The sequence below is a fragment of the Clostridium sp. genome (assembly GCF_040797585.1).
GTDB lineage: Bacteria > Bacillota > Clostridia > Clostridiales > Clostridiaceae > Clostridium_Z.
On record NZ_JBFNEO010000019.1, the window covers coordinates 1 to 22,298 of the forward strand.

Here is a 22,298-nt window from a genome sequence, read left to right on the forward strand (position 1 = left end):
CATTTAAACCCTTGAATTTTAAGTAGTGCATAAGATAATTCTCAATCAAAAACCTATAATTAGGTTTATCTTAAAATTTAATTAGGTCAATATGTTAATTAATCAATAGGTATATTAAGAAGTAGAATTATTATATAAATATGAAGACATAATGATAATAACCAATCTTTTTATAAAAAATAAGAACATTAATAATTCATAAGTGGCTGAAAAAAAGATAGTAATTTTATGATACCATTGATAAAATATATAAGTGGAATATGATATAACAATATTGATAACTAAACTTAGGATTAAATTATAGAAGAACTTTAGAAAGGAGAGATAGCTATGCAAGTGATGTCAGACTACGAGCTTCTCAAGTTTTTAATGAATAGCTCATTGGAAGAAATAAAAGAAAATATAGATGATATACATCCAGCTGATATATTGGATTCCATAAGAAAATTAGATGGAGATCAAGTATTTAGAATTCTATCGAAACTTCCTCACTGGATAGTGGCAGAGGTTATAGGAGAAGCTGATGAAGAAGAACAAATGAAGCTTTTATCTCTTTTTTCTGAACTTAATCAAGGTAAGATAGTAAATGAAATGAGTTCAGATGACTTAGCAGACCTTTTAGGAACAATAGCTCCTAGTGAAGCTAATAAGCTTATTGAAAAGCTATCATCTAAAGAAGATAGAGATGAAGTTAAGGAACTCCTAACCTATCACCCAGAAACAGCTGGGGGACTTATGGCAACAGAATTCCTTAGTATTATAGATAATATGACAGTGGAGGAGACCTTTACCTTTCTTCAAAAGGAAGCTCCTAATGCGGAAAGTGCATATTATTTATATGTATTAGATAATAAAGAAGTTTTAAAAGGGGTTGTATCCCTTAGGGAACTTGTAACTTCTACCTTTAATACTAAAATCCAAGATATAATGAATGAAAATGTGATAAGCATACCTGTAGATATGGATCAGGAAGAGGTAGCTAATAAGTTTGAAAAGTATGGTTTCTTAAATATGCCTGTAGTAGATGATAATGGAATTATCCTTGGCGTTATTACTGTGGATGATATTATAGACGTATTAAGAGAGGAAGATACGGAGGATATACACCGTCTTGCAGGAATAGATGAAGAGGAAAATGTTGACGGTGGAACCATAGATTCTATTAAGAGTAGACTTCCATGGCTCTTTGTAAACTTATTTACAGCTCTTTTAGCATCAACCATTGTAAGCTTATTTGAAAATACCATAAGTCAAGTTGTTATGCTAGCAGCATTTATGCCTATAGTTGCAGGAATGGGAGGAAATGCAGGGACTCAGACTTTAACCCTAGTGGTTAGAGGTATAGCTCTTGGGGAGCTTACATATGAAAATTATAAAAAGGTATTATTAAAGGAGTTTTCCGTTGGGATTATTAATGGATGTTCCATAGGAATGTCTGTAGCAATACTTGCGAGTATTTGGGCTCAAAATCCTATATTTGGACTTGTTATTGGTCTTGCTATGATATTAAATATGACAGCTGCAACCTTAGCAGGGTTCTTAGTACCTGTAACATTAAAGAAGTTAAATGTGGACCCAGCCCTAGCATCAGCAGTATTTGTAACCACTGTAACTGATATATGCGGATTCTTCTTTTTCTTAGGCCTTGCTACAGTGTTTATAAGATTCTTAGTTTAAGGTGAAATTATACATATTTGTAAAGGTATGAATATAAATTTTACTTAGGCTTTTTAACAGTGTTTATAAGATTATTAATATAAGAAGGAATTATACAGATTCATAGATAAACTTTTTTAAAATTAAATCCTTGAATAGGATTTATACACAGAAAACTAAGGACTATATTCATTTTATACTATGATTGTAAGCATATCTTTTCCTAAAGGAAGCTAATAATACATCATAGAAGGGAGAATATAGTCCTTATTAAATTCTAGGATTTTTTCATATCCTTGTGTATTCAAGGTTATAATTTATAATCTATAGGATATTCAAATATTGAGTTTGGAAACATTATATTTATAAGATTAAAATTAATCTATTGTTATTGTGTAAGAAGCAGTAAAGGTTTTATTTTCTTCTAAGACAATAAGTCCATCCTTCTCTTTGAATTCTCCATTAAAATCCTCAAAATCTGCATGACCGAACCAAGGTTCAAGACAAACAAAAGGTGCACTATTATTCTTAGACCATATTCCAAACCAAGGGAACCCTTCAAAGTCCATGGTAACCTTCTTAGAATTTTTATTATTAAGTATTGATATAGTTTTAGATTCTAAGTTATTAAAGATTAAGGCATCATTTATAAACAAGTCAGAACTTAAAGGTATTATATCAGAATCCTTTAAGAATTCCGTAGTATCCTTACATATAAATCCATCCTTAGTTATTGGATATAAATCAGCATTTTCTTTCTTTTCTAATTTAATATAGTAATCCTCCATTTTTTCATTAGGAAGTAAAGGTACATTAAAAGCAGGATGAGCTCCTATGGAGAAATAAATAGTTTTATTATCTAAGTTTTCCACATTATAAGTAACCTTTATAGAATTATCTATAAGTTCATAGCTTATTACAAGAGAAAATTTATAAGGATAAACTTTAAGGGTATCCTCATTATAATTAAGTTTAAAGGATAGGAAATCATTTCTTTCTTCAACTATAGAAAATTCACTTCTTCTTCCAAATCCGTGTTGAGGCATAACACCACTCTTTAACTTACCCACAATAGGGAAAAGAATAGGAGCCTGACCAGTCCAGTAGTTTTCATTTCCTTGCCAAAGATATTCAGTCTCATCTTTTAAAATCTTTGAAAGCTCTGCACCATAGGATTTAACTTCTACATTTAGTACGTTATTACAAATATTAAAAAACATATTAACACTCCTTTGCACTATCATTAAAAATATAATATCATATAATTACCTTTAAAACTAAAATTATTAATATTAGGAGTAATTTAAATGGAGGAAACCTATGTAAGACCTGTAAAGAATAAATGTATAGTAATAGCACTTATAATAACTCAGATTATAATAACAACAGTAATTTTCAGGGTTTATACCTCTTATAGACAGGTGGATTATAAGTGTTTAGCCATTGCAGTAGGGAAAGCTATGGAGGGAGAGATACAGGATTTAATCCTTGACATACAGTATATATTTCTTAGTAAAAATAATGATAGACTTATAGATGATTCTGAAAAGGAAACATTAAAAAAATGGATGAGTAGTGAACATAATGAGATTAATAAGGTATATATAGTAAGTAAAGATATGGTACCAGAGGTTGTAACTAAAGGTGAAGAATCTAGTTCATTTATAGACTATGAATATTTAGAAAAAAGCTATAATGAATCATCTAGTGAAGTAAAGATTGATGGAAGAACCTTAAATATATTAAAGGGAGAGAATGATAATACATTAAATATTTACTTTACTAATAAGATTAATGGAGACTTAAAGTTTATAGTTATAAATGTAGACTTTGAAACTATATTTAAAAAGGTAACTAACAGAGATATTTATGACAAATATGATTTTAGAGTTGTATGGGATGATAATGAAGTAGTATGGGGAAATGCTGATTTTAAGAAAAAGCCTTATTCTCAAACTATACATGTAAATCATAGGGATATAAATGTGGATATAAAGGTTAAGGATGAGGTTTATAATAAAGTGAGAATATCTAGAGCTTTATTAGTTGGTGTAATAATATTATTTTTTATACTATTTAACTCCACTTTATTTGTAGTTTTGAAGAAAGATAAAAGTATAATAGAGCTTAAAGCTCTTAAGAAGAAGCTAGAAGAAGAGGTTAAAGCTAGAAAAGAAGCAGAGGACGAGTATAAGTTAGCTATAGATGGGGCTAATGATATTATATGGCAGTATGATGGGATAAAAAAATCTTTGATCTTATCGGAAAAGTGGCTTGATATTACAAAAGCTAACACTATGGAGTATAAAAAGGAAGATATAAAAATATATATAGCTGAAATTGTATATAAACAGGATGCTAAGGGACTCTTAGAGATAGTAGATAAGTGTGCTGAAAGAGGACTTGAAGAGTTTAAATGCGATTTTAGAGTAAATAGAAAAGATGGGATAACCCTTTGGTTATATTTAAGAGGAAAGTGCAAGTATGATGAAAAGCGTAATCTTATGAAGGTTGCAGGATCTATAACAGATATAACAGATAACAAAATAAAGGAAAAGCGTATAGAGTACCTAGCTTATCATGATCATTTAACAGGACTTAAGAACAGTAAAGGATTTGTTGAGTATATAGAGGATACTCTAGAAAGATGCAAGGAAGAAAATAAAAAGGCAGCAGTATTATTTTTAGACTTAGATAACTTTAAAGGATTTAATGATACCTTAGGACATGGGTTTGGAGATAAGATTCTAAAAAAAGTAGCTAGTAGTATATACTATGTAGTTAAAAACCATGGTAGTGTAAGTAGAATAGCTGGAGATGAATTTGTTATAGTTTTAGATAGATTTGAAAGCTTTAATGATCTTAAAGATATATGCGATGAAATAATAGATTTATTTAAAGAAGATTTTACTGTAGATGAAAAGAAGTTTAGTGTAACAGTGAGTATGGGGGTATCCATATATCCTTGCCATGGAAAACACAGAGATCAGCTTTTAAGTAATTCAGATATTGCAATGTATAAGGCAAAATCTGAGGGGAAAAATAGGTATTGCCTATTTAAGCCAAAGTTCTTAGAAATAACTCATAAAAAGCATAATATGGAGATGGGAATAGTTAGAGCTCTTAAAGAAGAGGAGTTTCAAATATATTACCAGCCTAAGATAGATATAAAAAGCAATAAAATAGATGGATATGAGGCTTTAATAAGGTGGTATTCTAAGGAGGAAGGATTTATATCCCCTATGGAGTTTATCCCTATTGCTGAGGAGTTTGGCCTTATAGATGAGATTGGCTACTGGATAATAGAAGAGGTAGCAAAACAGATCAAATATTGGAAGAGTATAAATATGAGTTTTAATAGAATAGCCATAAATATATCTCCTATCCAGATTATTAATCAAAACTTTATGTACAAGACCCTAGATATATTAAAAAATTATGGAGTATCTCCAGAAGAAATAGAACTTGAAATAACAGAAACCACTTATATGAAGGATATTAATAAAAATAGGACACTTCTTCAGGAATTAAGAGAATTAGGCTTTAGGGTGGCCCTTGATGATTTTGGAACAGGATATTCATCCTTAAGTTATCTTATAAATATACCTATAGATACTCTTAAGATTGATAAGTCCTTTATAGATGATATGACAAAGAATGAGTTAAAGAAGGATATAGTACAGGCTATTACTGCTCTTTCTCATAATATTGGGCTTACAGTAGTGGCAGAAGGGGTTGAAAGTCATGAAGAGGTTAAGTTATTAAATGAACTAAACTGTGATATAGTTCAGGGATATTATTTTAGTAGACCTATTCCTCCGGAGGAGGTAGAAGATTTTTATAGGAAATATGAAGGGGAAATAGAGTAATCATTAAAATATTAATAAAAAAGCTATGGTAATGACTTGTTTTAAGTAATTGCCATAGCTTTTTATGTTAGTAAAATAGAAGGAATATTCCATTAGATAGTGATCTTTTCACCATATGAAGGTTAGATGAATATAAGATTTTACTTGAGAATTCTATAATTATATTTTAAATTGATTAACCCCACTCTTAAATACATCTTAACTTTTGCTTAAATAATTAGATACAATAGAAACAAAAAGGTTATATATGGTATAATTAGTTAACAATGCATAGGAAAGGAAGAAGGGTATAACATGGGTAAGAATGTGAAAAAACTGATAAGCATAGCTATTGCATTATCTATTATAACAGGATCATCTACAGGAGTAGTTGCACATGCAGAGAATGCTCCAAAGTCTAAAGAAGCAGTAAAGGAAGAAATGATAAAAAACTTCAAAGCTTCAGATGAAAAAAATAAAGAAAAAATTAATAAGAGCATAGAGAAAGATCCTGAGAAGGTTGTAAGAGGAATAGTGGAATTAGAGGATAATGGGGACGAAGAAAAGGTAAAGGAAGCTTTAGAAAAGCTAGAAGGATATAGTTTTAGAAGATCCTTTGGTACCTTAGTAAAGGGAATGAGCTTTGAAATTAAGCGTGGAGAGATAGAAAAGATTAAAGATATAGAGGGTGTAAAGTCTGTAAAGGAATCAGATTTATACCAAAAGACCATGTCCTCAGCTAAGGCTATAACTAAGGCTGTGGAAGGGTGGAAGGAGTATGGATATAAGGGAGAAGGAATGGTTATATCCATAATAGACTCAGGAATAGATACAAGCCATAAGGATCTTAAGCTTACAGACCCTTCAAAGGCTAAGATTAAAGAAGTAAAAGAATCACAAGGAACAAAATATAACATGAAGGTTCCTTATGGAAAAAACTTTGCAGATAATAATGAATTCACCATAGATGAAGCGGCAGCAGGAGAACATGGAATGCACGTAGGTGGAATAGTTGCAGGAAATGGAGAGGACTTTAAAGGAGTAGCTCCAGAAGCTCAGCTTTTATCTATGAAGGTTCTAGGGGACAAGATAAAAATGGCTTCAGAGGACGATATAATAGCTGCCATAGAGGATTCAGTAGAGCAAGGGGCAGATGTCATAAATATGAGTTTAACTACCGCTGCAAATTTTGATGACTCAGACTCTATGTTCCAAAAGGCAGTACAAGCTGCTACAGAAAAAGGGGTAGTAGTTGTAGTTGCAGCAGGAAATGATGGAGTTTATTCTGATACTAATCCTAGCGATTATCCTGTGAATAATCAATTAGGACTTACGGATACATCTATTTTAGGAAATCCTGCTAATACCCTAGGAGCTATAACTGTAGCTTCCTATGAAAACTCAGAGAGGCCTTACAATACTCTTGAGATAAAGGGAGATGGATTTAAGGAAACTGTAACTTATGAAGCTATAGATCCATTTGGAAGTGGGATACCATCCTTTAAGGATGATGAACATAAGGTAGTGACTGTGGATATAAATAACTTAGAGGAAGAAATTAAAAACTTAGGAGGAGAAAATGGACTAAATGATAGTTTTGCTTTTATCAAATATGATAAATCCATAGAAAAGTTCAATGAAAAGCTATCACAGATTTCTAACATATTAAATCCTAAGGGATTAGTAATCTATGGAGACTTAGACTTTAAAAATGCAATTTATTACTATAGCGGTGGATTACAGCCAAGTATATTATTAACTAAAGAAGACGGAGAAAAATTAAACTCTGTAGTTAATAAAAACGGAACTATAAAATTTAAGGAAGAGAAAAAGTTTAAGGATAATGCTCAAAAGGGCAGTATGTCTTCTTTTACATCTTGGGGACCAACCACAGAGCTTGAGTTTAAACCAGATGTAACAGCTCCAGGAGGAAATATATATTCCACTATGAATAAGGATAAATATGCAGCTATGAGTGGTACATCTATGGCAGCGCCTCATGTTGCAGGAGCAGTAGCTTTAGTTCTTCAAGGATTAAAGGAGAATAATATAGAGGTTAAGGACAAGGTTACCTTTGCAAAGAATACTCTTTTAAACACAGCTGATACATTAGAAGATATAGATGTATCTAAGGGACTTCCATATTCCCCAAGAAGACAGGGATCTGGAATTATACAGATAGATAAGGCAATAGGAAATAAGGTAATAGCAACAGGAGATAAGGGCGTAGCAAATATTGCACTAAAAGAAATAGGAAACAACACAGAGTTTACTTTTAAGATAAAGAACTATTCTAATGAAGAGTTAAGCTTCTCTTTAAATAAAACTCCAGTATTATCTGAAAAGATAGTAGATAATGAAGGTAGATTTGGAGCGGTAACCATACCAGACAGTGTATTAACTTTAGATAAAAATGAAGTAACCCTTAAAGGTGGAGAAGAGATAGAGGTAAAAGGAAAGTTAGATCTACCAGCTACATTAACTAAGGGAAGATTTATAGAAGGGTATATAAATATAGATTCAAAGGATAATAAGAACCCATCACTTACAATACCTTATATGGGATTCTTTGGAGACTTTGATGCAGAACCTATATTTGATAAACCTAAATATGAAGAGGAATCAAAGGTTAAGACTACAGGCTTAATGACAGAAGATGGAATGATCTTTGATAAGGAAGGATATATATCCCCTAATGAAGATGGAATTCAAGATAGTTTATTACCATCAGTATTCGCATTCAGACATTGCAAAGACTTACTTGTGGATGTAGTGGACAAGAATAATGGAGAGGAAAATGTAATAAGAAGTCTTTCAAACATAAAGAATTTTAGAAGATTACCTTTAACTGAATTGACTTCATACCTACCTTTAATAGAGTCTTTATGGGATGGAACAGTATTCCATGAGGAAAGTGGAGAATATAGAACCATAGAGGAAGGTTCATATTTTATAAGAGTAAAGGGAAGAGTTAAAGAGGATACTGAATATCAGACCTTATATCTTCCATTTAATGTGGATGTAAATGCACCTAAGGTAAATATCATGGACACAAAGATAAAATCTGATAAAGATCAAAATGTTGCTGAGATAATATTTAAGGCAGAAGACTTAGGGGACAAGGCTAGTGGTATGGAGTTTAATGAAGGTACTCTTCAAGGCTATATAGGAGGACAGCCAGGAACCCTTGTGGGAGAAGTAGAAAACCTTGAAGAAAATGTATATAAGGCAACCTTTGCAACAGAAGGAAAAGATATAAGAAATGTATATTTAGGAATAAGGGACAAGGCAGGAAACGTTACTGTAGAGGTAAGCCAGGTTTATATAGAAGGTATATATGATGGAGCAGTTATAAACTCTAATTACCTAAATGAAAATGGTAAAGTAGAGTTAAGAGGGGTAGCTAGAAGAGGAATTACTTCTGTAGAGATCAATGGAAATAAAGTTAACACAGATAATAGAGGAAACTTTAATGTGGAGATAGACCTTAAGCAAGGAATTGAAACCCTAAAAATTAAGGGGTATGAGGGAGAAGAGGCAGCCTACGAGGATATAATAACTCCTATTGTAGACACTATAGTTCCAGAGTTTGAAAGCCTGAAATTTGAAGAAATAAGGGAAAAGGAAGATGGAAGTAAAGACTTTAAGGTATGGGGTAGAGTTAAGAATACAGAGTATACCTATAGCTCTATAGCCTTAAGAATTATGAGCGAGATAGCCCCAATAAATAATCAAGGATATTTTGATATAGAAGTTAATATACCTAAGGGTATGCCATTTATCAACGTTGGAATAGATGACGTTAAGGACAACATGAGATATTTACAAATACCATTAGAAGTTAAGGAAAGTAGCATAACTTTTAATAATTTAGAAAATGCAATGCTCTTCTTATTTAAGTCAAGTGGAGTTAAAGAAGACGGAACCTTTAATCTAGATGGAAAAGTATCTGAAGATGTTAAGGTATTAAAGATAAATGGAGAAAAGGTAACTCTAAATGAGGATAAGACCTTCAATACTCCTATGAAGCTAAAGGATGGATTAAATAAATTTAGAGTTACTATGGTAATGGAAGATAAGAAGGAAGAGGAACTATATGGTGTTATAATTAATGATGAAAAAGCACCAGTGGTAACTAGTAACCTAGATAAGTTAGCAGATAAAGACAATATAATAAGAGTTTCTGGGGATGAATTTACTATAGAGGGAAGTATAGTAGATAATACCTTTGGATATAAGCTAAGGATAAATGGAGATGAAGTGGTAAACACCATATCAAGGCTTGGAATAATGGTGAGCATGGAAGATAAAGTCTTTGAAAAGAAAGATTTTACCTATAAGGTAAAGTTAGATAATGAAGAGACAAGTTTAGAAGTCTTAACAGAAGATTGCTTCAAAAACCAAATAATTAAGACTTACAAAATAGTTAAGGAGAAAAAATAATATTAACTATAGGGTTTTTAGCTTGAATTTTAACTTATACATGTACTTAAATCCTTTAAAACCTTGGATTTTAGGTAGCGCATAAGATAAGTTTTGAATAAAAAAACCTATATTAGAAAAAGAAGATAAATTCTATTTTAAGAAGCTGGTATCAATATTGGTACCAGCTTTTTAATTTAATAAATCCATTAATTAATAGTAAATACAATCCCTTTCCTCATAACTAAGTAATAAGAGAAGAAATTTAACTTGAAATAGAACGTATGTTCTGTTAAAATTTGTATAATAGTATTAAGGGGGAGAGGGAATGGAATTAATGGATCTTATTATAGAGGCAAAGGGTGGAGACTTGGATGCTGTGAATGAGATAGTTAAAAGATTTCAGGGGCTTATAATAAAGATTTCTAGGACAATATATATAAGGGGCTTTGAACAAGAAGATCTTATAAGTATGGGGAATCAATCCCTTATAATAGCTATAAAAACTTATGACCTAGAAAGCAGTATTAGGTTTGAAGGTTATGCTTATAAGGTAATTAAAAATAATTACTACAATGAGATAAGAAAGGTTGCCAGGTACAATCACGTTATGAGTCTTAATAATATTATAGATGAGGAAGACCATGAAGCTATGGAAACACTAGAGGATCCTTATACCTTAGAGGAATATGTAGATAAAAGAGAAATATTTAGAATAATAAGTGAGTTTTTAAATAATTTAAGTTTTAATGATAGAGAATTGTTAATATACTATTTAAGGAAGAGCAAGGGAAGCTTAAAGGAATACTCTATAAAACATGAGAGAGAATACTTTAGTTGTATACGAAGAAAAAATAAGTTAATAGGGGAACTTAAAGAATATCTTAAGGATTATAGAAAATAATATAATAAGTAAGTATAATATCCTTATAACTTAAAATTATAGAGAAATTACATGGTACCTTAAATTAAATCTTAATCTACCATGATTACAGTATATTCAAAGGTTAAATTTAGATAAGGTACATCTATAAAAAGGACGTGAATTAATGAGTATAGGTTTTAAGGAGATAATAGGATTTTGGAAGAAGCTATCTAATGATGATATATTTCCCCTTGCATCTCAGCTTGCTTACAGCTTAATAGTAGCTTTTTTTCCATTTTTAATATTTTTAATGACTTTAATTGGATACTTGAACCTTGATCCTAAGGCGGTTTTAGATACATTAAACAGGTTACTTCCAACCATTGCATATGATCTTATAGAGGAAACTGTAAAGGGTATACTTATAAACCAACATGGAAGCATATTATCCATAAGTTTAATCTTAACTATATGGACGGCATCATCAGGATTTAGGGCAATAATACGTGGACTTAATAAAGCTTATGACACAGAAGAAAGTAGAGGACTTATTAATAGATATATACTATCTATAATATTTACTTTTGCTATAAGTTTTATAGTAGTATCAGCTCTTGTTCTATTGGTTTTTGGAAGGATTTTAGAAAAGCATTTATTTAGAATTACTGGTTATAATTTATTATTCCTTCAGATATGGCAGTTCTTAAGATATGGAGTAGTAGTTTTTATAATGGTATTTGTATTTATCCTTCTTTATGTGTTTACCCCTTGTAAACGTCAGAAGTGGATAAATGTACTTCCAGGAGCGGTGTTTACAACAATAGGGTGGATTATAACCTCTCTTGGATTTTCCTTCTATGTTAATAATTTTGCTAATTACTCTCGGGTATATGGAGGTATAGGGGCAGTGGTTGTTCTTATGACATGGCTTTACTTAAGCTCTCTTATAATACTCCTTGGAGGAGAGGTAAATGCCTTCCTAGAGGATAAATAGGTAATTTTAAATTAACCTATTTCATTAGTTAAATCTTAAAATAGGAATAATTGATGATTTGAAATTATAGGGTATAAAAATTAACTTATAAAGGTTAGGAATCTTGATAGAATAAAAGAAGTTTAATAATTTAAAACATAGGTATTATGGTATAAGAGTTAAAACATAAAAAATAGGACTTCACAGCAGAGAATAGCTATGAAGTCCTATTTTTATCTTATGGCTATAAGCTTTAACACCCCTAGATTAACTTATCTAACCTTAAAGTGGTGGAAAGAACACCACTTTAAGGAAGATTCGTTCTATAATTACTTACCCTTCTTAGGCTTTATGTCATTAAAGAGGTAGTCATGAAGCTTTTGCTTAGTAACTTTTTCATCAAAAGGTAGATACCAAATCCCGTTAATCTTATCTCCCTTGTCTGGAAAATCTCCATCTATAGGAAAACGCTCTTGCTCTAAATTTGTGACTCCATTAAATATTATATCTGTACCTAATGAAATCATCTCCGATGGAGACAAGGAAGTTTTAATCATTGGAAGAAGCTCTTTTACAAGATCAGGATACTCTGAAATACCAGCTGCCTTTATTTTATCAAATAGACATTGAAGAACAATTCTCTGTCTTTCAGTTCTCTCAAAATCTCCGCCGGCAGTAACTCTTAGTCTAGTATAGGCAAGGGCTTGCATACCATTAACCTTTTGTTTACCGGTTTTAGTTAAAGGTGTTGCCTTCTTTTTACCTATTTTTGCTAGTTCATTTATATACCAGTTAGCTTTTTCTATTTCATCTTTTCTTATAGTTAGCTCTATTCCGCCTAAGGCATCTACAATCTTTTGCATGTCAGCAAAATTTACAGATACGAAGTCTTCTATATTTAAATTAAAGTTTTGATTTATTGTCTTTATTGTAAGTTCAGGACCACCAAAGGCGTGGGCATGATTAAGCTTGTCCCTACCATGGCCATCTATTTTTACATAAGAATCTCTCATAAGAGAGGTGATTTTTATCTTACCTCTATCCTTGTCTATTGTAAGTACCATAGTGGCATCAGAACGAGTAGGTTCATTACCCTCAGGTTCATCTATGCCAAATAGAGCTATATTTATAATATTATCTTTTCCGTCCTGCTTAAGTTTTTCCTCAAGAGAACTATCTATGCCTACATTTTCTCTATCAATTTTCTCTGTTTTGACACTTCCAAATAGGTTTGCAACGTAATAAATACCATAGCCTAGACCTAAAAGACTTAATAATAAAAGGCATAAAAGAAATATTCTAAGACGAGGATTTTTTTTCTTCTTTTTCTTTCGTTTTTTACCTTTACCTTGTCTTGCTACTGGTCTTCTTTTGTTACTATGATTTCTTTCCATTCTACTACTCATAAGTTATATCATCCCCCTTTTAACTTTGTAGCAGTTACTATTTGTCAGTAATCAAGTTAGTATTTAATTATTTACCCTTCTTAGGCTTTATATCATTAAAGATATAGTCATGAAGTTTTTGCTGAGTAACTTTTTCATCAAAAGGTAGATACCAGACACCCTTAATCATCTTTCCTCCATCTGGGAAATCTCCATCTACAGGGAAACGCTCCTGTTCTAGATTTGTGGTTCCACTAAATATTATATCTGTACCTAATGAAATTATTTCTGATGGAGACAATGAAGTCTTAATCATTGGAAGAAGTTCTTCTACAATTTTAGGATACTCTGAAATACCAGCTGCCTTTATCTTATCAAATAGGCATTGAAGAACGATTCTCTGTCTTTCAGTTCTTTCAAAATCCCCTCCAGCAGTATCTCTTATTCTAGTATAGGCAAGGGCTTGCATACCATTAACCTTTTGCTTACCAGTTTTAGTTAATGGGGTTGCCTTCTTTTTACCTATCTTTGCTAATTCATTTATATACCAATTAGCCTTTTGTATTTCATCTTTTCTTATGGTGATTTCTATTCCACCTAAGGCATCTATAATCTTTTGCATATCAGCAAAATTTACAGATACGAAGTCTTCTATATTTAAATTAAAGTTTTGATTTATTGTCTTTATTGTAAGTTCAGGACCACCAAAGGCGTGGGCATGATTAAGCTTGTCCCTACCATGGCCATCTATTTTTACATAAGAATCTCTCATAAGAGAGGTGATTTTTATCTTACCTCTATCCTTGTCTATTGTAAGTACCATAGTGGCATCAGAACGAGTAGGTTCAGTAGTTTCAGGTTCATCTATACCAAGCAAAGCTATATTTATAATATCATCTTTTCCATCCTGCTTAAGTCTTTCCTCAAGAGAACTATCTATTCCTACATTTTCTCTATCTATTTTCTCTGTTTTAACACTTCCAAAAAGGTTCGCAACGTAATAAGTGCCATAGCCTAGACCTAAAAGGCTTAATAATAAAAGGCATAAAAGAAATATTCTAAGACGGGGATTCTTTTTCTTCTTCTTCTTTCTTTTTTTACCTTGACCTTGTCTTGCTACTGGTCTTCTTTTACTATTATGATTTCTATCCATTCTACTACCCATAAGTTATGTCATCTCCCTTTTAACTATGTAGCAGTTACCATTTGTCAGTAGTCAATTTAGTATTTAATTGTTTACAGTAGTAGTGTAAGATTTATTTGATGACTACTAACTGGTAACATCCCATGAAGGAAGATTCCTTCTAGATTGACCACTGAAAATTATTAACTGATAACAGGTTTAATCTAAAACTCAAATTAAACTCATAATAAATATAATACTACAATTGATTTAACATGAATAGTTAAATTATACTATAATATAGGAAACTATGTAATAATAACTGTAAATATTGAAGATTTTCTTTAGAATGTAAAAGAAGATAGTAAGAAGTATTTAAAGTAAATATAGGATTGAATATTAAGAAAAGAGGGATAACACATGAAGGGGATATTTAAGAGGATTATAGCCCTAGGGGTTATAGGAAGTCTTGCTTTAGGAATTAGTGGATGTAGTGTAAATAAAACTAAGGGAGAAGAAGAACCAAAGAAAACTATAATAAGGTTAGCTACAGATATAGATGGAGATTATTTAAAGGAGCTTATAGACTGGTTTAATGTTTATTATCCGCATACTATTGTGGAGGCTAGGGTAAAACCTTTAGAAAATATTACAGATAAGGAATTTATAAAGAATGAAGATATAGACGTAATATATGGATTAGATAAGGAAACCTTTCAGGAGTTAAAGGAAAAAAATCTACTTAAGCCATATAAAAGCTCTGAACTAGATAACATAAAGGATGAGTTTAAGGAGGAAGAGGGGTACTACACAGGGGTTAGTAAATTCACCCCAGTTATAGCATATAATAAGGAGTTATTAAAGAAAGAGGGACTACCAGAACCTAAGGAGTTCAAGGATTTATTAAAGGAAGAATATAAGGGATATATAATAAGTCCAGACTTAGAGGAAACCTATGTGGGAAGGGAAACGGTTAGAGCTTTAGGTCTCAATGATGAAAAACTTCTTAGAGATAATTTAAATCATGAGAAACAGGTATACCATGGAGCAGCAGAAGAATTAACTAAGGAAAGATATCCTATGGTGATTGTACCAGATTATGAAGGGTTATTTTTAGCCTGGGATGATGAGGATGTAAATCTTATATATAATAAGGAAGGGAATTTTAATATGGAGGGGGTCGCCCTTATAAACAAGAAGGAAGTTAAGAAGGAAGCACAGGAATTTATAGACTTTGTTCTTTCGTTAAAGGGTATGGAAGTTATGAGTAAAAATAGAGCTATTCTCTCCCGTGAAGGTGTAGAGTCAATAATGCTAGGAAGTAATAGGGAAGAGTATTCTAAGGAGAAATAGGAAATATACTAGGAGGATTACATGAGATATTCTATAAAAGAGTTATTGTTTTGGAAGATAAGAGGGGAAAGACCTATAAAGGCATATTTAAAGGCAGGGCTTACCTTAGGGGGAAACTTTTCCATGGAGATGGGATGTACCTTAGACTATGACCATTGTTTTTTAATAACCATAGGGGATGATGTTACCTTAGCACCAGGGGTTAAGATACTAGCCCATGATGCCTCCACTAAAAGATCCCTTGGATATACCAAAATAGCTAAGGTAAACATAGGAAGCAGGGTGTTTATAGGAGCTAACTCTATAATACTTCCAGGGGTCACCATAGGAGACGATGTAATAATAGGGGCAGGATCAGTTATTACAAAGGATGTAAGTAGTGGAAGTATAGTGGGAGGAAATCCAGTCAGGGTTATAGGATATACAGAGGCGTATATTAAAAAGAATAAGGATAAGATGAAGGAAGGGAATACCTTTGATAGTAGCTATACACTAAGGGAAGGTGTAAGTGATATAAAAAAAGAGGAACTTAAGGATAAAATAGGTGATGATATAGGATTTGTAGAGTAAGACTTTTGATAAGTTTTGCTCTTTTCCTTATATTAAAGTAATTCTTCTAGTAATTAAGTTATTCTATTAAGTGGTAGAGGAGACATTAACTAAATGGGACTGTTTTTGAGATATGATTCTATATAGATTGTAAAAAAATATTCTAAGGATAAAATTAGAAAAGTGTTTCAAATGTCGAAAAAGAGAGAATGGACACAAAAGAAACAAAAAACGACAAAATAATGGTAAGTTTACATGGGTAAAATAATAAAAATCAAAGAAAAAATTTATTATAATTAAAATAAAAAAATAACGACAAATGAAATATTTAAAAGAGGAATATTCATAAATGTATAGAATATAATATAGATAAGCCTTTTATACATATAATTATGCAATATTGAGGTTCTGAACTTTAAATATTATGCAAAAATATGGTTGCAATAGGACATGCACCATAGTATAATAGGAGGTGCTTAGAATATTTAGCACAAAATAACTAAGCATGGCCTTATTGGGCTTATTTCTAATATATAGAAATACGTTATGTAATCTGCTAGAGGAAGCACAACTCTAATAGATTTTATATAAACAAAATATATTTTTAAAAATATATGTTTTTTAATAGGAGGGAATTATTTTGAAGGATGCACAGAAAAAAATATTAGGCGCTATATTAGCTGCAAGCTCAGTTGCTGGGGTTGTTGCTCCAAGCGTAACAGCATTTGCTGCTGATAATCAAGAAGAAATAAAGACTATAATAGAGGACAACCTTAAGAAGCTTGAAAAAGATCCTAAGTTTGCTTACTACCACATAGTTGAAAGAATGTCTTACAGACTAACTGACAAGAATGAGGCTGAAATAGTAAGAGGTAAGGTTGCTAAGTATGCTTCCGTTTACACTAAGGAAGTTAAAGATGTTCTTGATCAAATGGGAAAATTAACTGAAACTAAGGACATGACAATGTTCAACCAGTTAAGAGATACAGTAATCCCTGCAATCAAGGATGATATCGATAGAGATTACTTAATGGGACAATTAGCTGAGTGGGAAACTACTTTCGTTAATGAGAATGAGCCAAACTACTATAAGGTAGTAGCTGCTCTAGAGAAGGTATACAACCTAAAGGGTGAAAAGAAATATGATGAAGCTTTAAAAGAAGCTGAAGCTGCTAAGGAATTAGTTGCTGGCTTAAAGTATGAGCCAAACAAGAAGTACTTAGATGGTGAAGTTAAGGCTGCAGTAGAGGCAGTTAACAAAGAGCACAAGCTTATGATAACTGAAGCTAAGGCTACTAATGCTAAGGCTATAACAGTTAAGTTCAGTAAGGCTGTTGATGACACTAGCAAGGTTACATTTAACGTTAAGAGAGATGGAGCACCTGTTACATTCTCAGAAGTTAAGTGGAACGAAGCTAAGACAGAAGCAACTTTAGCAGTTAGCTACAAGCTATTAACTGGAAACTACACTTTAGAAGCTAAAGTAGGAGAAGAAGTAGTTAAGGCAGCTGACTTTAAGGTTGAAGAGTCTAAGATTGATAAAATAGAGTTCTTAAGTGATAAATTAAGTTTAGTAGATATGTCAACTACAGATGGACAAAAGCAAGTAGTAACTTTTGCTAAGGTATTAAACCAATATGGAGAAGATATAACTGCAGAAACAGCTGATACTTTAAAAGTTGTTGCATCAAAAGGTGACGCAGAGATAGGTAAAGATGGTAAAATAACAATTTCATCAGACCAGACATATATGGTTAGTGAGAAGGTAAGTATATCTATAATAGATACTAAAACAGGTGTTAATAATAATAAAACATTAGAAGTAATACCTATGTTAAATATATCATCCGTAGAAATAGGAGATATAATAACAGATGAAAAAGATAAAGAAATATATGCTGAAACTGATTTAAAGGAAAAGGAGTATTATCTTCCTATCATAGTTAAAGATGAAGCTGGAAATGTTATAAATGATAAGGCTATAATTGAAAATAACTTAAGTATAAATTATTCATCTAATTTACTTACTGGTAAGTTAGAAATGAAGGATAATAAGCCTGTAATAAGATTAGAAAAAGAAGCAAGTGATAAGTGGGGAACTGCTTATATAACAGTAGTATCATTTAATGGAAAGAATACACAAAAAGAAATAAAAATTAAGGAAAATTCAAAAGTTGATTCTATAAAATTATATGCAAATGATGCTATAATTAAGCCTGGTGCAGAATTCGTAGTAAGCATTGATGCAGTAGATCAATATGGAAATAGATTAGAAGCTGCTAAAGGAGCATTAACTCCAGATAAAATATTTACACCAGCAACTGAAATAAAATTAGGTAAGGATAAAGTTAATGCTCAATCAACAATAAAAGCTGAGAATGCAACAATAACAGCGATGGTTGATTATAATAAGAATGATAAACTTTATTTTAAGGTAAAAGTTGATGGTGATGTTGTAGATACAGATCAAGTTGCAATAACAGCAACTACAGCAACAGGTAAGTTTGAAAGATTAACATTTAATGTTAAAAAAGCTTCTGAAACAAAGAAAATAGTTGGAATAAATAAAGATTATGCATCAAAACTTAATCTTTATCAAGTAGGATATTCTGGAGATGAAATCACAGGTTCTGATTTCATATATGAAGATCAATATGGAATACAGACAAAAGAAATCAAAAATGCAGTAGCTAAAGTGGAAGAAATATCTGATCCTAATAATGTTGTTACAAATGAGAATGGAAATATTACAGCTGATGCAGAAGGAAAGGCTCAATATAGAACAGTTCTATATGCAGCTGAGTTTGATGAAGATGGTGTATTTACTAATTACTTAGATAAAGATGGTAAAAATGTTGGTAATGAAATAACTAAAGCTAAAGTAATTGATGAGTATAAGTTTGAAATATCTGTTGTTAACTCTGATAAAGTTGTAAACTTCAAGCTTGGAGATTTATACAATAAGCAAAACAGATCATTAAAGAAACTTTATACTGGAGACGACAATAAAGATAATACTGCTAATACTATTAATTATTCTAGTAATTATGTAGGAAAGTTAGACTTAATAGGTATGACTGAGGCTGGAAAGTCAGTTAATATAACTGCAGACACATTCACTGGAGCAAAGGCAGCTGGAACAGGAGCAACGCCAACACCAGAAGTGAAAGCAGATTTAGTAGCTACTCAAGGACTTGAAGCTAAGATTGATAAGTCAACTATATATATAACTAATGGAGATAAGATAGATACAGAAAATAAGGATAAAACTGCAACAGTATCCTTAACTTTAACAGCTGGTGATAAAACTGTAAAAGTTGTAAGCAAGGACTTAACTTTTAATAGTGAGGATGCTAAAGTTGAGAAGATATCAGTTTTCAATGCGAATACTTCAGCTTATGTAGAAGATCCAACTATAGTTGCTAAGATAAAAGATGGCAAGATAAACTATAGATTTAGAGCTATAGATCAGTATGGCGTTAACCAAGACGTTAAAATTGATGCTTATAAGGAAGATGGAACTAAGCTTGATGATGAGTCAATAAAGGCTGATGGAACAGTTAATACTACTAATGTAGTTGGTGGAAATAAATATCAATTAGTTATGAAGCATGCTGGTAGTGGATTAGTTAAGAGAGTAAATTTAGCTTTAGAAAAATAATTATTATTAGATTTAGAAAACTGCTGAATATTTTCAGCAGTTTTCTTTTATGCCTTTAGATAAGTAATCATTTGGTATAAAATATATATATTAAATTACCTGATTATAATTAAATAAGATTAAGGTAGAAAACATAATATTAAAAACAAAAAGAAAAAAATAATAAGGTTGAAAATAAAGGTTTATTATCAAGCCTTATTATTTTTATGTTTAATTATTTTGATACTATGGTCAGTTCTACATTATCTTCTTTTTGTGTAGAAACAATAATTGCCTTATGATCTTCCTTTTCAAATGTTAAGCTTATAGGCTTATCATCTTGGGTGACTTCCCATCCATCCTTTTTAAAATTCTTTTCATATTCATTAAGGACATCTTCAGCCTTAGCATTTTCTATAGTGTACTTAGCAGTACCCATTTTGTCCTCAGTGGCATCTTCCTTTTCCTCTAATTTCATTCCCTTATATTCTGGAACATATTCAAATTCCTTAGTGTATTCTACTTTTTTACAAGCTACCATAGACAAAGCTATAGAAGCTGTAATTACTAGTGCAATAATTTTTTTCATCTCTTCCACCTCCATAATATTAGTATAAATTTTTCTTGACTTTTTTTCAATGTTTTTACATAAAAGAAACTGTTAACAATTTAGAGGCGTATTTATCTGATGGCTATAAGCTTTAACACCCCATCCTCTTAAAAGGTGGGGGATAACAGTTGCTATGCCCCTAGATTAACTCATCTAACCTTCAGATGGTGGAAAGAACACCACCTGAAGGAAGATTCGTTCTATATATAATAGTATTTATTTACCTTAAATACGATATTTTATGATATAATATTTTGGGAGTAAGTTATTGTGTGGAGGATGAAATAATTTATGGAGAATATTAAATTTAATATCAATTTATTGGACAAGTCTAATTCAAAAAACAGCAAGCTTCAAGGGCTTATAATGAAGGAAGAGATAAGAAAACTTCCACCTATGGAAAAGGGAGAGATAAGGATAGATACCCTGTACATATATGACATAGGAGAAAAACTTGAGTGTAAGCTTGTGGTTAGAAGTGCTATGAATCAAAAGCTTAACTTAAAGGACATAGAGTTCCTAATGATGGATGGGGAAGAGGAGGTAGGAAAATGTATAGCTAATCTAGACTCCTTAGGTGAATTACCTATATATTCAGCTACACCTTTTTCTATTATTATTGGAAAAGAGAGTTTTAATCTAGAAGGAAGAGAAGTTAAGAATTGTAGCCTAGTATTCTCAAGTAGGTTAACTTCCTATGAGTCTAAAAAGTTAACCCTAGGTTATGTGGATGAGGAAATAGATGTATTAACTCTAAGAGCTATAGAGAGAGAAGTGGAGTCTATGCCTCCTATGAAGCTTAATACCTATGAAGTAATTCCTCATAAGGTATATAATGAAGAGGAAGATACCATCAGTGCAGTGTTTTTATTAGCAAACAGTTTAGATAAGCCTCTTTCCTTAGGAGGACTAAGTTTTAGGCTTATAAATACATTGAATATGACCTTAGCAGAGAAAACTGTAGAGAGCTTTGATGCTTCTGTAGAGGAGCATACCATAGGAGCTTTTAAGGTTAAGTTTAATAGAGAAGAAATAAATCTATATAATTTAGATGAATTACTTACTTGTAGATTAGTTATAGGTCAATAGTTTTAAAATATAATATGATACTTATTTCATAGAAGGAAACACTTTATATATGTTGCTAACAGCATGTATAGGGTGTTTTTTCTTAGAATAAAAAATTCAATAAAGATACAGAATATTAACAAAAGAAACAAAATGTATTGATTTGTAAAAAATTCAAATATATAATATAGATGGTATAACTTAAGGGAGGGAATTACATGATAAAGAGAAGTAAAAAGTTTATAGCTATGTTAATAGCTTTATCCATAATCAGCTCTAGCGCCATTATACCACCTATGACAGCTAAAGCTAGTAAAGAAGAGGTGGTTAAATTATTAGAAAAGGTAGATGAAACTAATTCATTATTAGATTATAATAATGCACTAATGGAAATAGAGAAGTTAAATAATCTAGAAGAGAAGGAGCTTTATAAAGGAAAGTTAGCTGCTTATTGGACAAAGGTTGTAACAGAGGATGTAAATTTAGCTTTAGTTGAATTGCACAAGTATGTGGATACTAAAGATGTAGCAAGATATTATAGAGTATTAGAGGAATATATACCTAATATTAAAAATTCAATAACTAAGGAATATTTAAAGGGTGAATTATATAGATGGGGCAAGAATGTATTAACTAAAGAGTACATATTAGCTCAAGATTCAGTTATAAAAGCAGGTGAAGTATATACTAAAAAGTCTGTTGAGAATTCTAAGGAGTTAATTAAAAAGGTTAACCATGAAAAAAATGAAAAGTGGCTTTTAGATAACTTATCTCATGTAGAAAATGGACTAGAGGAAAGACTACCT

14 protein-coding genes are annotated in these 22,298 nt (G+C 31.3%); 10 read left to right on the forward strand and 4 right to left on the reverse strand.

Annotated features, from left to right (window positions below; genetic code table 11):
- Positions 1 to 330 precede the first annotated feature (330 nt).
- Complete coding sequence (mgtE, locus tag AB2369_RS02395; protein WP_367664876.1) at positions 331 to 1,677, forward strand: magnesium transporter; 1,347 nt, start codon at positions 331 to 333, stop codon at positions 1,675 to 1,677.
- A gap of 356 nt (positions 1,678 to 2,033) precedes the next feature.
- On the opposite strand, the gene AB2369_RS02400 is transcribed toward mgtE, so the two are convergent.
- Positions 2,034 to 2,876, reverse strand: a complete 843-nt coding sequence (locus AB2369_RS02400) for an aldose 1-epimerase family protein (RefSeq protein WP_367664877.1) — start codon at positions 2,874 to 2,876, stop codon at positions 2,034 to 2,036.
- A gap of 87 nt (positions 2,877 to 2,963) precedes the next feature.
- On the opposite strand from AB2369_RS02400, the gene AB2369_RS02405 reads away from it, so the two are divergent.
- The 4 genes from AB2369_RS02405 to AB2369_RS02420 all read left to right on the forward strand — a co-directional run bounded on the left by AB2369_RS02405 (position 2,964) and on the right by AB2369_RS02420 (position 11,785).
- Positions 2,964 to 5,525: an EAL domain-containing protein gene (locus AB2369_RS02405; protein WP_367664878.1), complete on the forward strand. Its 2,562-nt coding sequence runs from the start codon at positions 2,964 to 2,966 to the stop codon at positions 5,523 to 5,525.
- 294 nt (positions 5,526 to 5,819) lie between these two features.
- Positions 5,820 to 9,947, forward strand: a complete 4,128-nt coding sequence (locus AB2369_RS02410; protein ID WP_367664879.1) for a S8 family serine peptidase — start codon at positions 5,820 to 5,822, stop codon at positions 9,945 to 9,947.
- A gap of 307 nt (positions 9,948 to 10,254) precedes the next feature.
- On the forward strand, positions 10,255 to 10,830 hold the full coding sequence (locus AB2369_RS02415) for a sigma-70 family RNA polymerase sigma factor (RefSeq protein ID WP_367664880.1): 576 nt from the start codon (positions 10,255 to 10,257) through the stop codon (positions 10,828 to 10,830).
- Between the two features lie 145 nt (positions 10,831 to 10,975).
- Positions 10,976 to 11,785, forward strand: a complete 810-nt coding sequence (locus tag AB2369_RS02420; RefSeq protein ID WP_367664881.1) for a YihY/virulence factor BrkB family protein — start codon at positions 10,976 to 10,978, stop codon at positions 11,783 to 11,785.
- A 308-nt stretch (positions 11,786 to 12,093) separates the two neighbouring features.
- On the opposite strand, the gene AB2369_RS02425 is transcribed toward AB2369_RS02420, so the two are convergent.
- Both AB2369_RS02425 and AB2369_RS02430 read right to left on the reverse strand, forming a co-directional pair.
- Positions 12,094 to 13,170: an LCP family protein gene (locus AB2369_RS02425; protein WP_367664882.1), complete on the reverse strand. Its 1,077-nt coding sequence runs from the start codon at positions 13,168 to 13,170 to the stop codon at positions 12,094 to 12,096.
- Between the two features lie 67 nt (positions 13,171 to 13,237).
- On the reverse strand, positions 13,238 to 14,314 hold the full coding sequence (locus AB2369_RS02430; protein ID WP_367664883.1) for an LCP family protein: 1,077 nt from the start codon (positions 14,312 to 14,314) through the stop codon (positions 13,238 to 13,240).
- A 378-nt stretch (positions 14,315 to 14,692) separates the two neighbouring features.
- On the opposite strand from AB2369_RS02430, the gene AB2369_RS02435 reads away from it, so the two are divergent.
- The 3 genes from AB2369_RS02435 (at position 14,693) to AB2369_RS02445 (ending at position 19,835) form a co-directional block, all read left to right on the forward strand.
- On the forward strand, positions 14,693 to 15,625 hold the full coding sequence (locus AB2369_RS02435) for an extracellular solute-binding protein (protein ID WP_367664884.1): 933 nt from the start codon (positions 14,693 to 14,695) through the stop codon (positions 15,623 to 15,625).
- Positions 15,626 to 15,646: 21 nt separating this feature from the next.
- Positions 15,647 to 16,195 (forward strand): DapH/DapD/GlmU-related protein, encoded by a 549-nt coding sequence (locus tag AB2369_RS02440; protein ID WP_367664885.1) that lies wholly within the window; start codon positions 15,647 to 15,649, stop codon positions 16,193 to 16,195.
- 619 nt (positions 16,196 to 16,814) lie between these two features.
- A complete protein-coding gene (locus AB2369_RS02445; protein ID WP_367664886.1) occupies positions 16,815 to 19,835 on the forward strand; it encodes a hypothetical protein in 3,021 nt (1,006 codons plus the stop codon).
- 214 nt (positions 19,836 to 20,049) lie between these two features.
- Here the strand turns inward: AB2369_RS02445 and AB2369_RS02450 are convergent, their stop codons facing one another.
- Positions 20,050 to 20,403, reverse strand: a complete 354-nt coding sequence (locus AB2369_RS02450; RefSeq protein WP_367664887.1) for a hypothetical protein — start codon at positions 20,401 to 20,403, stop codon at positions 20,050 to 20,052.
- A gap of 312 nt (positions 20,404 to 20,715) precedes the next feature.
- Between AB2369_RS02450 and AB2369_RS02455 the strand changes: the two genes are divergently transcribed.
- Together AB2369_RS02455 and AB2369_RS02460 are read left to right on the forward strand one after the other, a co-directional pair.
- On the forward strand, positions 20,716 to 21,513 hold the full coding sequence (locus AB2369_RS02455) for an SLAP domain-containing protein (protein ID WP_367664888.1): 798 nt from the start codon (positions 20,716 to 20,718) through the stop codon (positions 21,511 to 21,513).
- A gap of 197 nt (positions 21,514 to 21,710) precedes the next feature.
- Positions 21,711 to 22,298: hypothetical protein (locus AB2369_RS02460; protein ID WP_367664889.1), on the forward strand; the 588-nt coding region annotated here is incomplete at its 3' end.